Raw genomic sequence first — 13231 nt, 5'->3', positions numbered from 1 at the left:
CGGGCGCACGGGGCGGCTTAATGGCGGCGGAACACCGAGCGAAATCAGACCACTACGCGTTGCGCTCCGGCATAGACGTTCATGGACGGGCCGCGCAGGAAGCCGACCAGCGTCATGCCGGCCTCGTCGGCGAGCTCCGCGGCGAGAGTGCTGGGCGCGGACACCGCGGCGAGCACCGGGATGCCCGCCATCCACGCCTTCTGGGTCAGCTCGAAGCTGGCCCGTCCCGACACGAGCAGGACATGATCGGTCAGCGGGAGCCGGCCCTCGCGCAGCGCCCAGCCGATCACTTTGTCGACGGCGTTGTGCCGCCCCACGTCCTCGCGGAGCACGACCAGCTCGCCGGCGGCGGTGAAGAGGCCGGCCGCGTGCAGGCCACCCGTACGGTCGAAGGTGCGCTGGGCCGCCCGCAGCTTGTCGGGCAGCTCGGCGAGCGTCCGGGCGGCGACGGAGGTCGTGTCCGGGACTATGTCGAACTGCGAGCGCGTCCGGACGGCGTCGATGCTCGCCTTGCCGCACACCCCGCACGAGCTCGTGGTGTAGAAATTCCGGCTCGGGTCGGTCACCGGCGGCGGCACGTCGGCGCCGAGCACGATGTCGACCACGTTGTACGTGTTCGGAGTGTCGGTGCCGGCGCACAGCTGAGCGGTCACCACGTCGCCGGACGCGCGGATGATGCCCTCGGTGAGCAGGAAGCCCATCGCCAGATCGATGTCCTGCCCGGGCGTCCGCATCGTCACGGCGAGCGGCTCCTTGCGCAGCCGGATCTCGAGCGGTTCCTCCGCGGCGAGATCGTCCGGCCGGCGCCGCGGCTCGGCGGTCGTGTCGAGGTTGATCTTCATGACCGGTCGCCGGTTCATCGTGCGCGCCATGGATCGAGCGTAGGCCGCCCGCTCGCCCCACGGCACAGCGCGCGGCCCGGCCCGCACCCCCGCGGAGACGAAAGCGGCAACGACGGTGATGGAGAGAGCCGCAGCGTGGGCGGACACGGAGACGAGAGAGGCAACGACGGTGATGGAGAGAGCCGCAGCGTGGGCAGACACGGAGATGAGAGCGGCAACGACGGAGAGCGAGAGAACGGCGGCGTGGACGGGCACGGAGGCGGCGACGGCGGAGACGGGACCGGTGTGCCGGGCATCGTCACAAAACCGTGCGAGAGCATGCTGAGCTGGCAGAACAAGCCGGAAACAGCGCGCGCCGGGATGGCAGCGGTCACGCTCGCGGGCTCGGCGGGATACGGTACGTGCGTGGGGGGATTCGCGGCGGTGGTGCTGGCCGGCGGTGCGGCGCGTCGGATGGGTGGGGCGGACAAGCCCACCATCCCGGTCGCCGGCCAGTCGATGCTGACCCGGGTGCTGGCCGCGGTGCACGATGCCGACCCCCGCGTGGTGGTCGGCCGGGTGCCGCCGGACCTGCCCGTCGAGGTGGCGTCGACGAGCGAGCAGCCACCCGGTGGCGGCCCCGTGGCGGCCACCGCGGCGGGGCTCGCCCTGGTGCCCGAGCACGTCAGCTTCACCGCTCTGCTCGCCGCGGACCTGCCGTTGCTGACCGGCGAGGCGATGGACGTGTTGCGCCTCACCGTCGAGTCGGCGCCGATGATGCAGGGCGCGGTCTACCGTGACGCGGAGGGCCGGCGACAGTCGTTGTGCGGGGTCTGGCGCACGCCCGCCCTGCGCGAAGCGCTCATCCGGCTCGCCGACGAACGGGGCAGCCTGCAGGGCGCGCCGATGCACGCCCTGCTCACCCATCTGAACTTCATCGAGGTCTCGTGGCGGCGCCCCGGCCCACCGCCGTGGTTCGACTGCGACACCGACGACGATCTGCGTACGGCGGAGGAGTGGGCGAGGTGAATGTCCTCGACGAGTGGCTCGGGGCGGCGGCCGCCGAGCTGGGCCTCGCCCCGGAAGACGTCCGGCGTGACCTCATCCTCGACGTGGCTCGCGACGTTGCCCACAACGTGGTGCGTCCCGGCGCGCCCGTGACGGCGTACCTGCTGGGCCTGGCCGTGGGTCGCGGCGCCGACCCCGCCGAGGCCGCCGCCCGGCTGTCCGCCCTCGCCACCGCCTGGCCCGCCGAGGCCAAGACTCCGGCCGCGGACTGAACTGCATGGTCTGTCGAGGCGAAGGCTTCGGAAGCGGACTGAGATCGCCTGCTCTGTCGAGGCGAAGGCTCCGGCGGCGGACTGATTCCGCGTGGCCCGCCGAGGTCAAGGCTCCGGCTGTGGACTGGATGCGCCTGATCCGCTGAGGCGAAGGCTCCGGCGGCGGGCTGAATCCGTGCAAACGGGAACAACCCGCGTCGGGAATGAGACGGGGCCGGTGGGCGTGCGGCGGGCTCGATAGGGTGACGGGGCGGAGGTGCGATCATGACGGCGGACAACCCGGCCGACCAGCCCGAGGGCATTTTTCTCGACGAGCCCACCACGGCCGATCTGCGGGCCAAGGTCACGGAGGCGTGGCGCGAGTTCGCCGGCGCCCTGGCCGGGCTGCTGCCGACGCTCGGGCCGGGGGCCTACATCGACATCACGCTGGACCCGACGGCGTCGGGCACCGGCACGGCCGTCTATTCGGTGAGCATCCGGATTCTGCCCGACGGGGTGGTCGAGGCGCTGGCGGTCGGCAACGGCGGGCTGCCTGAGGGCTACAGGATGGATCGGTCGGCCGTCGCGGACCTGGTCGCGCTCGGCTGGTCGCCGCCCGGGGTGCTGCCCGGGTCGGGGGACTCGTTCGGGTTGCGGACGACCACGGGCGGGGCGAACCAATTCGCCACGGTGGTGTCGCGGACGCTGCGCGATGTGTACGGTGCGCCGCACCCGGCCTTCCTCGTGTACCTGGTGCACGACGAGGAGGACGAGCCGATCGACACGGCGCCGCTGGCCACCGCGCGTCACGAGCCGAGCATCGACGAGGAGCTGAACCTCGACGACCTCGACGAGGACGGCCTGCTCTCCGCGGCGCTGGCCAACGCGGCGGAGGAGGTGCCGCTCGAAGAGCGGGTACGCACCGTGGTCGCGACCATGTCCAAGACGACCGTCGACCAGCTGCAGGTGGACACCGACGGCGACATCGGCATCCGGGCCGGCTCGGCGATGGTCTTCGTCCGGGTGCGCGACAATCCGCCGCTGGTGGACGTCTTCTCGCCGATCCTGACCGAGGTCGAGCCGACCGAGCAGCTCTACGTGAAGCTGTCCGAGCTGACCAACCGCATGCCGATCGGCCGCCTCTACTGCGCGCAGGACACGGTGTGGGCCTCGATCCCGGTCTTCGGCCGGAACTTCCAGGCCACCCACCTCATGCTCGCCGTCCAGGTCATGACCGGCCTCGCGGACGAGCTCGACGACCGGCTGCACGGCGAGTTCGGCGGCAAGCGCTTCTTCGGCGAGGGTGACAAGCCCGCTCCGGCCAAGGCGCCCGAGTCGACGGACAACCACCGCCCCGGCATGTACCTGTAGACGCCGCCCGCACGAGCAACCGGCACCGGCGCAGCGAAAAGCATCCGGCGCCGGTGAAGGTGAGAGGCACCCGGCGCCGGTGAGGTAAGAGCAGCGGCGCCGCTGGAGATCGAGCGAGCGAATCGATCAGGCGGGCAGCCAGGCGAGCTCGTCGAGGGTGGCGAGCGCCGAGGCCTGCAGCCCGGCGTCGGTGACGGTCCAGAGCACGTCGCCGACGACGAGCGATCGGCGTACGCCCGGGCGGCTCACCAGGCCCACCTCCGTGACGGCTTGGTCGGTCACGCGTAGCGCCAGCGCACCCTCCGTCGACCGGCCCTCGGTGACGGACGAGACCGGCAGGACCAGCAGGTGCGAAGCCGGCCACCACAGCAGCGCGTGCGGGTCCCACTCGGCCTCCGACTGGCCGCCGGGCACCTGGTGCTGGGCGAGGCGCCGCGGGGCCCCGGGGTTGCGTACGTCGAAAAGCGACACCTGCGTCCCCGACACCCGCCCGGACGTGTCCGCCTCCTGACCGACACCGATCAGCCTGCCCTCGCCCGCGGGCTGGAGATGCGCGGAGTAGCCGGTGATCTTCAGCTCGCCGGTCACCCGGGGCTGGGCGGGATCGCTCAGGTCGACCGTGTAGAGCGGATCCGTCTGCCGGAAAGTCACGACATATCCGACCGGCCCCATGAACCGCACCGAGTAGATGCGCTCGCCCTGCCCAAGCCCGTTGACCACTCCGACCTGCGTCAGCTTGCCGTCCTGAGCGGCCAGCACCCGCACAGCGGAGACGTCCGCCGCCGTTGTCGCCACCCGCAGTCGACCGTCCCATTCGGACAGGGCGTACTGGTTGACGAGATATCCGGGGACTTTGCCGGACGCCGAGTACGCCGGCGGCGCAGAGCCGCTGAGCGTGAACTGGTGGATCGCAGTCTGTTCGCGTACCGGCAAATCGGCGCGACCCATCGCGGCCGTGAGCCGCCATCGATCGTCGCTTGCCACATACATGCTGCTGCCTGTGGCATAGACCGTGTCGCTGTCCGCCGCCACCGTGACCGCGTCGCCGCTGCCCAGCGTGGGCTGCGACAGATCGAACGTCAGGATGCTGACCAGTGACCCGCCCGAGAACGACGGCGGCCGCGTGACCCGCGAACAGTCGGCCCGGCCCTGCGCCGTCTCGCTCCCCGTCGTCACTGTCCACGACGGCAACCACGCGCTGACATCCGCCTGCTCGATGGCCTTCCGGTTGTCGCCGATCTCACCCGAGTCCCGGAACTTGATCCGCGGTGCCGACCGCAGCACCACGCGTGCGGCGCTGCCGGTGAGCCGGGCGTCGATCAGCCGGCCGTCACCCTGCCAGCGACTGACGATCCGCGGCGCCCCGGTCAGTGACACGAGCAACAGCACGCTGCGCCCAGCGAGTGGCAGACCGACTTTTCGATCGATCAGCCCGCCGTCGCCCACCTCCGTCGACAGCACCAGCGCGGTGTCGCCGGACAGCAGCAGCGTCGGCTCGTTCCCGTACCCGCGAATGCCCAGGTCGAGCGAGGCCGTCTGCTTCCTGGCCGCCGCGTCCACGACCCGCAACGTGGAGCCGGAGACCGTGACTATGCGCCGGCCGTCCGTCTTGACGATGTCGGGCTCGTCGGCGTCCACCTCATGGTTGTTGGTCTGCGAGAAACCCGACGCGGGCACGGCGGCGGCGTCCGCCATGGTCCGGGCCCCGCCACGCTCGACCGCCACTTCCGGTACGCCCCCCGCGCCCGGAAACCCGTAAGGCCCGACGCTGGCCTTCGCCGCTTGCTTGAAGTCCTTCTCCAGCTGCTCGCACGAGTCGTACGAGACGAGTCGCATCTCCCCCTGTGACGAAGAGGATGAAGGAGTGGGCAGGGGAGCGGGCGTCGACGATGTGCAGCCGGCGAGCGGAAGCGCGACGGCGATTGCGGTGGCGCAGAACACGTGACGGCGTGACATGGGGGTGGGACGCACCGCCGCGCCCCGCGGTTCCCCTAGAGCGGCACCGACGTCGGCGTCTCGACCAGCCGCGACAGCACCACCATGCTTCGCGTCGACGTCACGAACGGCTCCGCCCGCAACCGCTCCAGCGCCTGCTCCAAGTGTCCGATGTCCGCCGCCCGCAGGTGCACGAGCGCGTCCGCCTCGCCCGACACCGTGTACGCGCCCACCACCTCCGGGTGCCGCCGCGTCGCCACAGTGAGCTGGGCCGGAGTCGTGCGCCCGGTGCAGAACAGCTCGACAAAGGCCTCCGTCGTCCAGCCCACGGCGGCCGGGTCAATGACCGCGGTGAATCCCTTGATCACCCCGTCGGCCCGCAGCCGGTCGACGCGGCGCTTGACCGCCGGCGCCGAAAGGGAGACCTTCGCCCCGATTTCCGCGTACGACGCCCGGGCATCCGCCACGAGGTGCGCAACGATTCGCTGGTCCACGGCGTCCATACGCAACGATTCGCCTCCAGCGGGCAAGAGAAAGAGCTGTTTCGCCCGTCCCAGCGTACCTACCCTGTACCTCATGAGCCAGACCGAGCGGTTGCCGCGTATGCGGACATATCTCATGTGTCCGCCCGACCACTTCACGGTCGACTACGTCATCAATCCGTGGATGGACGTCACCGTGCCGGTCGACGCCGGCCTCGCGGGCAAGCAGTGGACGCTCCTGCGCGACACGCTCGTCGACCTCGGTCACACCGTGCACGTGCTCGACGCGCGCCCCGGGCTGCCCGACATGGTCTACGCGGCCAACGGCGCCTTCTCCGTCGACGGCACCGTCTACGGCGCGCGGTTCCGTTATCCGCAGCGCACGGACGAGGCCGAGGCGCATCGCCTCTTCTACACGGCCGACACCTGGTCGTACGCGTCCCCTGTGCACGTCAACGAGGGCGAGGGCGACTTCGCGTACCTTCCCGGGGCTTACGGCGGCATGATCCTGGCCGGCTACGGATTCCGTACGGACCCGGCCGCCCACGCCGAAGCGCAAGAGGTCCTGGGCCGCCCGGTGGTGTCGCTCCGCCTGGTCGACCCCGCCTTCTACCACCTCGACACGGCCCTCGCGGCGCTCGACGACCGGCACGTCGCGTACTTCCCGGAGGCCTTCTCGCCCGCCTCGCAGCGCGTCCTCGCCCAGCTCTTCCCCGACGCCGTCCTCGCCGATCGGGCCGACGCCGAGGCGTTCGCGCTCAACCTGGTCAGCGACGGCCGGCACGTGATCCTCAACACCGAGGCGACGGCGTTCGGCGCGAAGGTGCGTGATGCCGGTTACAGCCCGGTGCACGTGGATCTCGGTGAGCTCAAGCGGGGCGGCGGCAGCGTCAAGTGCGTGGTGGCCGAGCTCAGAAGGTGACCGCCCGCCTGGGCTGGATGAGCGGGGGCGCCCCGCACGGGCCGGACGAGCGCGGGCGAGAGAAAATGGTTCGCATGAGCGACGACACCGAAGGCAAGCAGGAAGAGTCCGTCATCGTGGTGGGCCCGGACGGCCGTCCGATGGGCACGGTGGAGTCCGACGGGAGCATGAAGCCCGAGGAGCCCGGCAACCAGATCGAGCAGCCCGCCAAGGTCATGCGGATCGGCAGCATGATCAAGCAGCTGCTCGAGGAGGTCCGCGCGGCGCCGCTCGACGAGGCCAGCCGCGGCCGGCTGCGGGAGATCCACCAGCGCTCGATCAAGGAGCTGGAGGACGGCCTGGCGCCCGAGCTGCGCGAGGAGCTCGAGCGGCTGTCGCTGCCGTTCGAGGGCGAGACGCCGCCGAGCGAGGGTGAGCTGCGGATCGCCCAGGCCCAGCTGGTCGGCTGGCTCGAGGGGCTCTTCCACGGCATCCAGGCCGCACTGGTCGCCCAGCAGATGGCGGCCCGGCTGCAGCTCGAGCAGATGCGCGGCCCCGGCGGCCGCCCGGCGCTCCCGGTCGGCCCCAACGGCATCATCCCCGGCATGACCGCCCCGGGCGGTGCCGAGGGCAACACGGGCCAATACCTCTAGGCCAGATCAAAAACCTTCTCGAGGTACGCGGCCACGCCGTCCTCGTCGTTCGTGAGCCCGATCTCGTCGGCGATCTCCTTGACGGCGGGATGCGCGTTGCCCATGGCCACCGAGCGGCCTGCCCACGTCAGCAAGGGCAGGTCGTTCGGCATGTCGCCGAAGGCCACAACATCGGCGGCGGTGAGGCCGCGCTGCTCGCACAGCCACGCGAGCCCGGCGGCCTTGGTGACGCCCGCCGCCGAGATCTCGACCAGCGCCGACGTGGAGGAGTGCGTCGCCTCGACCACCGTGCCGAGCGTCCGGCTCACCAGCTCCACGAACTCGTCGGGCTGGTGGTGGGCCGAGCGCGCCAGCAGCTTCACGGCCGGCACGCTGGTCAGCTCGTCCGGGGTGCCGATGACGCGGACCCCTTCCAGCTTGCCGTCCCAGTGCAGCGGCCAGGCCGGCTCGTGCCAGAAGCTGCGGCCGTCCTCGACCTCGACGGCCAGGGCGACGTCGGGCACGGCCTCGCGCAGCCGCGCGGTCACGTCGAGCAGGAGCTCGGTGGAGATCGGCGCCGCCCGGAGGATGGTGTCGGTGTCGGGGTCGTAGACCACGGCGCCGTTGGCGCAGACCGCGGGCAGCGGCTCGGCCATCTGGTCGTAGAGCTGGCGCAACCAGCGCACGGGACGACCCGTCACGAGGACGGTGGGCACGTCGTCGGCGTGCAGCCGGTCGAGCACGTCGATGGTGCGCGGGCTGAGCGTGCCGTCGCTGCGGATCAGGGTGCCGTCGATGTCCGAGGCGACGAGGCGAAACGGTTTCTGCATCACTTCGACAGTAGCTTGTCCAGGTAGACCGCCACCCCGTCCTCGTCGTTGGTCAGCGTCACCTCGTCGGCGACCGCGAGCAGCTCCGGGTGGGCGTTGGCGACGGCGACCCGGCTCCACCCCGCCCACGCGAACATCGGCAGGTCGTTGGGCATGTCGCCGAAGACCAGCACGTCGGCCGGGTCCACGCCGACCGCCTGGGCGACGACCGCCAGCCCGGTGCCCTTGTCGACCTCGGGCGGGCAGATCTCGACGTAGTTCAGGCCGGCCTGGGTGACCGACGCCACGTGCGGTGGCACGACCCGGCGGGCGGCCGCGAGCAGATCGTCGACGTCGCGCTCGAACGATCGGGCGAACGCCTTGATGACGTCCGAGGTCAGACATTCATCCCGGGTACGCGGCTCGACCGTCACCGGATAGCGCCACGTCGGGTCGTAATCGCCCCAGAGCGGCGCGTCGTCGTGATCGAGCGCCTCGACCATGACCGAAAGCGGACCGACCTCGGCCTCCAGCGCCTGCAACGCGCGGGCCAGGTCGCGGCCGGGCAGCCGGGCGCTGCGCAGCAACCGGGACTCCTGCTGGTCGATGACCCAGCCGCCCTGCGCCAGCACCAGGAAGTCGGCGTCCCGGATGTCGTTGCGGGTCAGCTCGGTCAGCCGCGGACCACGGCCGGTGGCGCCCACGACGCGGATGCCGGCGGCCCGGACCCGGTCCAGCACTGCATGGGTGTACGCGGAGACGGTGTCATCGCTGCGCACGAGCGTGCCGTCGAGATCGGTGGCGATGAGCTTCGGCAGGCCGGGTCGGGTCATCGAGAACCTCCGAGGGTGCGGAACCCCCGCGGAGGGCGGAAGGAAAACGGTACACCGAACCGGCTACCAGCAGCTATGACTTCTGGTAGCCGGTTGGTGTATCACGCGTTAGCGGCAAGCTTCGTCGTCGGTTCCAGAATCTCGCGGCCGCCGAGGAATGGCTGCAGGGCCTTGGGGACCCGCACCGAGCCGTCCGGCTGCTGGTGGTTCTCGAGGATCGGAATCAGCCAGCGGGTCGTGGCGAGCGTCCCGTTGAGCGTCGCGGCGGTCTGCGGCTTGCCGTCCTCGTCGCGGTAGCGGATGTTGAGCCGCCGCGCCTGGAAGGTCGTGCAGTTCGAGGTCGACGTCACCTCGCGGTAGCGCCCCTGCGACGGCACCCACGCCTCGCAGTCGAACTTGCGCGACGCGCTCGAGCCGAGGTCACCGGTCGCCACGTCGATCACCCGGTAGGGGATCTCGACCTTGGCCAGCATCTCCTCCTCCATGGCGACGAGCCGCTCGTGCTCCGCCACGGCGTCCTCCGGCCGGCAGAAGGAGAACATCTCGACCTTGTCGAACTGGTGCACGCGCAGGATGCCCCGCACGTCCTTGCCGTGCGAGCCGGCCTCACGGCGGTAACACGTCGACCAGCCCGCGAACCGCTCCGGCCCGTTCGACAGGTCGAGGATCTCGTTGGAGTGGTAGGACGCCAGTGGCACCTCCGACGTGCCCACCAGGAACAGGTCGTCGGCCTCGAGCCGGTAGACCTCGCTCGCGTGGGCGCCCAGGAAGCCCGTACCCTCCATGGACTCGGGCCGGACCAGCGACGGCGTGATCGACGGGGTGAAGCCGTGCTCCACCGCCTGGGCGATCGCCATGTTGAACAGCGCGAGCTGCAGCAGCGCGCCCACGCCGGTCAGGAAGTAGAACCGCGAGCCCGACACCTTGGCGCCGCGCTCGGTGTCGATCGCCCGCAGCGCCTCGCCGATCTCGAGGTGGTCCTTCGGGTTGTCGATGGCCGGGATCGCGCCGACCTCGCGCAGCACGACGAAGTCGTCCTCGCCGCCCTCGGGCACGCCCTCCTGCACCAGGTTGGGCACGGCCAGGTGGGCCTTGCGCAACGCCTCGTCGGCCGCGGTGGTCTCGGCCTCCGCCCTCTTGACCTCGCCGGCCAGCTCCTTGGTGCGGGCCAGCAACGCCGCCCGCTCGTCGCCGGACGCCTTGGAGACCTGCTTGCCCAGCGATTTCTGCTCCGCCCGCAGCGACTCGAAGCGCTGAGTGGCGGCCCGCCGCGACTCGTCGGCGCGCAGCAGCTCGTCGACCTTGTCGGGGGACTCGCCGCGCCGCCGCTGGCCGGCACGGAACAGCTCGGGGTCTTCGCGAAGCAGTCGCAGGTCAATCACGATTGATGAGCCTACCGGCGCGGGTGCCCGGCTCTCATCCCGATATCCCCTCACCGGGTTTGTCCCGGCTGTCGCCCGTCACCTGCCACGGCTTGGCCGCCGTGACCTCCAGCTCGAACGGCGTCTCCGGCCGGGGGTCGTCCTCCGCCTCCACGTGCGGCCGGCGCCTCGGTCGCTTCTCCTCCGCGGCGGGCTCCGAGGCCCGCCCCGACAGGTACGCGGCCACGGTCACCAGCACCACGCCGACCAGCGCGCACCACACGCCCCGGCCGACGTCGACGCCCATCTCCGGCTCCTCGAATCCGATGACCGACTGGAACTCGGTGATCACCTGCGACGTGTCCGACAGCGCCGAGTAGGCGGCCGCAACCACGACGAAGAGGACGCCGCCCGTGCTGAGCGCGGCGAGGCGGGCGTACGGGCGGCCGGAGGCTGGTCCGAAGAGGGCGAGGACGACGGCCGTGACCATCAGGAAGAGGCCGACGAGATAGGCCGGGCCCCAGCCGGTGACCTCGGCCACCGTGGTCGAGAACGGCCGGGCGCCGGCCGCGCCGTCCTGGAGCAACCGGCCGTCGAACGAGGTGACCTGCCACTCGGAGACCAGCGACGCGAAGAGGGCGAGCGCGCCGAGCCCGGCGGTCAGCGGCACCACGCGGCGGTCGCGGCCGAGACCGGCGAGAAAGCCACCGACGTCGCGGCGGCGCTGCTGGTCCGGCTCGCCGGCGGACTCCGCCGGGCCGAACTCGATGACCGCTTCCTCGGGCTGCGACATGCGAACAATAATCGCCTGCGCGCGGTCGCCCGGCCAGTGCCGGAGAGATGGACTAGCGTTCCGAGTATGCCTATTAGCAAAGCTTCCGCCCGCTGGACGGGCAACCTGACCGAGGGCTCCGGGACGATCAAGACCGGTAAGGGCGGGATCACGGGGAATTACTCCTTCAAGTCCCGTTTCGAGGAAGGTGAGGGCACCAACCCCGAGGAGCTCATCGGCGCCGCGCACGCCGGCTGCTTCTCGATGGCGTTCTCGAAGGCGCTGAGCGACGCCGGCTTCACGCCGACGTCGGTGGACACCATCGCCCGGGTGCACCTGGACAAGAACGACGCGGGCTTCGGCGTGACCCGCATCGAGCTCGAGACGGTCGGCGAGGTCCCCGGCGTCGACAACGACACCTTCCAGAAGATCGCCGCGGACGCCAAGGAGAACTGCCCGATCTCCCGGCTCCTCGCGCCGGGCGCGCAGATCTCGCTGCACGCCACGCTTTCCTGAGCTTCCCGCTCCTCGCGCGCCGGTCCGGGCTCACCGGCCGGCGCGCCGCCGTTCGCGGCCCCGCCGATGCGGGCTGGGAGTGCGACCGCGATTGCGCGCTGGGAGGGCACCCGTGGATGCGGGTTCGCACGGATGGCAGCGCGGCAGGACGGAAGAGCACAATGGTCGCGTGCCGGTCGAGATGAGCCGAGAGCGGTTCGAGGAGTTCGTCGGCGAGGCCCTCGACGAGGTCCCGCCCGAGCTGCTCAAGATGATGAACAACGTGGTCATCCTCGTCGAGGACCTGCCACCGGACGGCAGCCTGGGCCTGCTCGGCCTCTACGAGGGCACCGACCTCACCAGCCGCGGGTGGGACTACGCCGGCGTGCTGCCCGACCGGATCACCATCTATCGCCTGCCGACGCTCGCCGTCTGCGACACCGAGGCCGACGTCATCGACGAGGTCGCGATCACTGTGGTCCACGAGATCGCCCACCACTTCGGCATCGACGACCACCGCCTGCACGAGCTGGGCTGGGGCTGACTCGCGGGAGTCAGCCCGCCCCGTGACGTCAGCCTGCTCGCGACGTCAGCCCGCCTTGTGGCGTCAGCCTGCCTGTCGCGTCAGCCCGCCTTGTGGCGTCAGCCTGCCTGTCGCGTCAGCCTGTCCGTCGCGTCAGTCGAAGAGGTTGTTGAGCAGGCCGCCGCTCTGCTGCTGACCGCCCGCGGCGCCGGCCAGACCGCCCGGGGGCTCCTCGGAGGGCTGGACGACGACGAAGCCCTGACCCGAGAAGCTCATCGTGAAGCGCTCGCCCGTCGTGCGCCCGAGCAGCGTGCCCAGGCCGAACTGCTCGCCCCGGTGATAGCCCGTCTGCAGGTTCGCCGACCAGCAGATCGCCGCCTGCGGGTCCACGTACGTCGGCTGGTCGACCGTCAGCACCACCGGGGTGCCCTTGGTCGTGACCGCGATCCGGCCGTGCCCGGTGAAGACGCAGTTGAACAGGCCCGCGTTCGAGGCCGCGCCCACGCCCTGGACCATCTTGATGTCGTAGTTGAGCGTCGAGTCGAAGGCCAGCACGTTCGCGCCGTTGATGGACAGGCCGTCGCCGGGCTCGAGGTCGATGAGGTGGATGTCGGCGGCGTTCTCGGCGAGGAACACGTCACCCTGGCCGCGGACGCGCATCAGCGGCACGCCCTCACCGGTCAGCTTCTGCTTGAGGAACTTGCCGAGGCCGCCCGAGCCGAGCGCCTCGAACTGCACCTGCCCCTGATAGGCGACCATCGAGCCGACGCGAGCCATGAACTCGCCGTTCAGCTCGGCCTTGAGCAGCTTGGAGTTCTGGAGCCGAAGGCCGGGCTGGGCCGATTCCTTCTCGAGGTTGTCGGCCGAGAACAGTTCGCTGCGCATCGAGTCCTCCTGTGAAGTGGGTCTTCATGGTACGGAGCACAAGCAATGTTCCCGCAGCTGAGGCGCGCCCCGCACCGAGCGCCCAGGCCCGCTGACCGGCGCCGATCGACCGCCGGCGTGCTGGCGGACCGGGTGGCCGCCGGCGTGCTGGC

Annotated in this window: 15 protein-coding genes; 7 read left to right on the top strand and 8 right to left on the bottom strand. The window is 70.9% G+C overall.

Annotated elements, in window-relative coordinates; all coding sequences use genetic code 11:
* Positions 1–44: 44 nt before the first annotated feature.
* Positions 45–872, bottom strand: coding sequence for a formate dehydrogenase accessory sulfurtransferase FdhD (gene fdhD, locus RAN62_RS31305; protein WP_305788426.1), 828 nt, complete (start codon positions 870–872; stop codon positions 45–47).
* Between the two features lie 375 nt (positions 873–1247).
* Between fdhD and mobA the strand changes: the two genes are divergently transcribed.
* From mobA to RAN62_RS31290, 3 genes are all read left to right on the top strand, one after another.
* On the top strand, positions 1248–1850 hold the full coding sequence (mobA, locus tag RAN62_RS31300) for a molybdenum cofactor guanylyltransferase (protein ID WP_305788425.1): 603 nt from the start codon (positions 1248–1250) through the stop codon (positions 1848–1850).
* The gene (locus RAN62_RS31295) at positions 1847–2101 is read left to right on the top strand and encodes a DUF6457 domain-containing protein (RefSeq protein WP_305788638.1); all 255 of its coding nucleotides are present in this window, start codon (positions 1847–1849) and stop codon (positions 2099–2101) included. Before mobA ends, RAN62_RS31295 begins: the two co-directional genes overlap by 4 nt.
* 264 nt (positions 2102–2365) lie before the next feature.
* Complete coding sequence (locus RAN62_RS31290; protein WP_305788424.1) at positions 2366–3451, top strand: T3SS (YopN, CesT) and YbjN peptide-binding chaperone 1; 1086 nt, start codon at positions 2366–2368, stop codon at positions 3449–3451.
* Positions 3452–3577: 126 nt separating this feature from the next.
* On the opposite strand, the gene RAN62_RS31285 is transcribed toward RAN62_RS31290, so the two are convergent.
* Entirely contained in the window at positions 3578–5287 is a 1710-nt protein-coding gene (locus RAN62_RS31285) for a beta-propeller domain-containing protein (RefSeq protein ID WP_305788423.1), read from the bottom strand.
* Between the two features lie 155 nt (positions 5288–5442).
* A complete protein-coding gene (locus RAN62_RS31280) occupies positions 5443–5895 on the bottom strand; it encodes an Lrp/AsnC family transcriptional regulator (RefSeq protein WP_305788422.1) in 453 nt (150 codons plus the stop codon).
* Positions 5896–5962: 67 nt separating this feature from the next.
* Here RAN62_RS31280 and ddaH point away from each other — a divergent pair, with 67 nt between their 5' ends.
* The gene (gene ddaH / locus RAN62_RS31275; RefSeq protein ID WP_305788421.1) at positions 5963–6790 is read left to right on the top strand and encodes a dimethylargininase; all 828 of its coding nucleotides are present in this window, start codon (positions 5963–5965) and stop codon (positions 6788–6790) included.
* 74 nt (positions 6791–6864) lie between these two features.
* The gene (locus tag RAN62_RS31270) at positions 6865–7422 is read left to right on the top strand and encodes a bacterial proteasome activator family protein (protein ID WP_305788420.1); all 558 of its coding nucleotides are present in this window, start codon (positions 6865–6867) and stop codon (positions 7420–7422) included.
* On the opposite strand, the gene RAN62_RS31265 is transcribed toward RAN62_RS31270, so the two are convergent.
* The 4 genes from RAN62_RS31265 to RAN62_RS31250 all read right to left on the bottom strand — a co-directional run bounded on the left by RAN62_RS31265 (position 7419) and on the right by RAN62_RS31250 (position 11197).
* Positions 7419–8231 carry a Cof-type HAD-IIB family hydrolase gene (locus RAN62_RS31265; protein ID WP_305788419.1) on the bottom strand — a complete coding sequence of 271 codons (813 nt, stop codon included), beginning with the start codon at positions 8229–8231 and terminating at the stop codon, positions 7419–7421. The genes RAN62_RS31270 and RAN62_RS31265 overlap by 4 nt on opposite strands.
* Positions 8231–9043, bottom strand: coding sequence for a Cof-type HAD-IIB family hydrolase (locus RAN62_RS31260; RefSeq protein ID WP_305788418.1), 813 nt, complete (start codon positions 9041–9043; stop codon positions 8231–8233). Before RAN62_RS31260 ends, RAN62_RS31265 begins: the two co-directional genes overlap by 1 nt.
* Before the next feature lie 101 nt (positions 9044–9144).
* Entirely contained in the window at positions 9145–10425 is a 1281-nt protein-coding gene (serS, locus tag RAN62_RS31255; RefSeq protein ID WP_305788417.1) for a serine--tRNA ligase, read from the bottom strand.
* A gap of 34 nt (positions 10426–10459) precedes the next feature.
* Positions 10460–11197 carry a hypothetical protein gene (locus tag RAN62_RS31250; protein WP_305788416.1) on the bottom strand — a complete coding sequence of 246 codons (738 nt, stop codon included), beginning with the start codon at positions 11195–11197 and terminating at the stop codon, positions 10460–10462.
* 66 nt (positions 11198–11263) lie between these two features.
* Here RAN62_RS31250 and RAN62_RS31245 point away from each other — a divergent pair, with 66 nt between their 5' ends.
* Together RAN62_RS31245 and RAN62_RS31240 are read left to right on the top strand one after the other, a co-directional pair.
* Positions 11264–11692, top strand: a complete 429-nt coding sequence (locus RAN62_RS31245; RefSeq protein ID WP_305788415.1) for an OsmC family protein — start codon at positions 11264–11266, stop codon at positions 11690–11692.
* A 181-nt stretch (positions 11693–11873) separates the two neighbouring features.
* Positions 11874–12215: a metallopeptidase family protein gene (locus RAN62_RS31240; protein ID WP_305788637.1), complete on the top strand. Its 342-nt coding sequence runs from the start codon at positions 11874–11876 to the stop codon at positions 12213–12215.
* Positions 12216–12347: 132 nt separating this feature from the next.
* Here the strand turns inward: RAN62_RS31240 and RAN62_RS31235 are convergent, their stop codons facing one another.
* Complete coding sequence (locus RAN62_RS31235; protein WP_305788414.1) at positions 12348–13079, bottom strand: AIM24 family protein; 732 nt, start codon at positions 13077–13079, stop codon at positions 12348–12350.
* Between the last annotated feature and the right edge of the window lie 152 nt (positions 13080–13231).

The sequence above is a fragment of the Symbioplanes lichenis genome (assembly GCF_030709675.1).
In the GTDB taxonomy this organism is placed as follows: Bacteria; Actinomycetota; Actinomycetes; order Mycobacteriales; family Micromonosporaceae; genus Actinoplanes; species Actinoplanes lichenis.
The sequence above is the reverse complement of the archived record's forward strand: the minus strand, read 5'-3'. Positions and strand labels throughout refer to the sequence as shown.

Bases quoted from the DNA above. Each gene is read 5' to 3' on its own strand.
- fdhD (WP_305788426.1), bottom strand. From the start codon at position 872: ATGGCGCGCACGATGAACCGGCGACCGGTCATGAAGATCAACCTCGAC.
- RAN62_RS31290 (WP_305788424.1), top strand. From the start codon at position 2,366: ATGACGGCGGACAACCCGGCCGACCAGCCCGAGGGCATTTTTCTCGAC.
- RAN62_RS31285 (WP_305788423.1), bottom strand. From the start codon at position 5,287: ATGCGACTCGTCTCGTACGACTCGTGCGAGCAGCTGGAGAAGGACTTC.
- ddaH (WP_305788421.1), top strand. From the start codon at position 5,963: ATGAGCCAGACCGAGCGGTTGCCGCGTATGCGGACATATCTCATGTGT.
- RAN62_RS31270 (WP_305788420.1), top strand. From the start codon at position 6,865: ATGAGCGACGACACCGAAGGCAAGCAGGAAGAGTCCGTCATCGTGGTG.
- RAN62_RS31265 (WP_305788419.1), bottom strand. From the start codon at position 8,231: ATGCAGAAACCGTTTCGCCTCGTCGCCTCGGACATCGACGGCACCCTG.
- RAN62_RS31260 (WP_305788418.1), bottom strand. From the start codon at position 9,043: ATGACCCGACCCGGCCTGCCGAAGCTCATCGCCACCGATCTCGACGGC.
- RAN62_RS31250 (WP_305788416.1), bottom strand. From the start codon at position 11,197: ATGTCGCAGCCCGAGGAAGCGGTCATCGAGTTCGGCCCGGCGGAGTCC.
- RAN62_RS31245 (WP_305788415.1), top strand. From the start codon at position 11,264: ATGCCTATTAGCAAAGCTTCCGCCCGCTGGACGGGCAACCTGACCGAG.
- RAN62_RS31240 (WP_305788637.1), top strand. From the start codon at position 11,874: ATGAGCCGAGAGCGGTTCGAGGAGTTCGTCGGCGAGGCCCTCGACGAG.
- RAN62_RS31235 (WP_305788414.1), bottom strand. From the start codon at position 13,079: ATGCGCAGCGAACTGTTCTCGGCCGACAACCTCGAGAAGGAATCGGCC.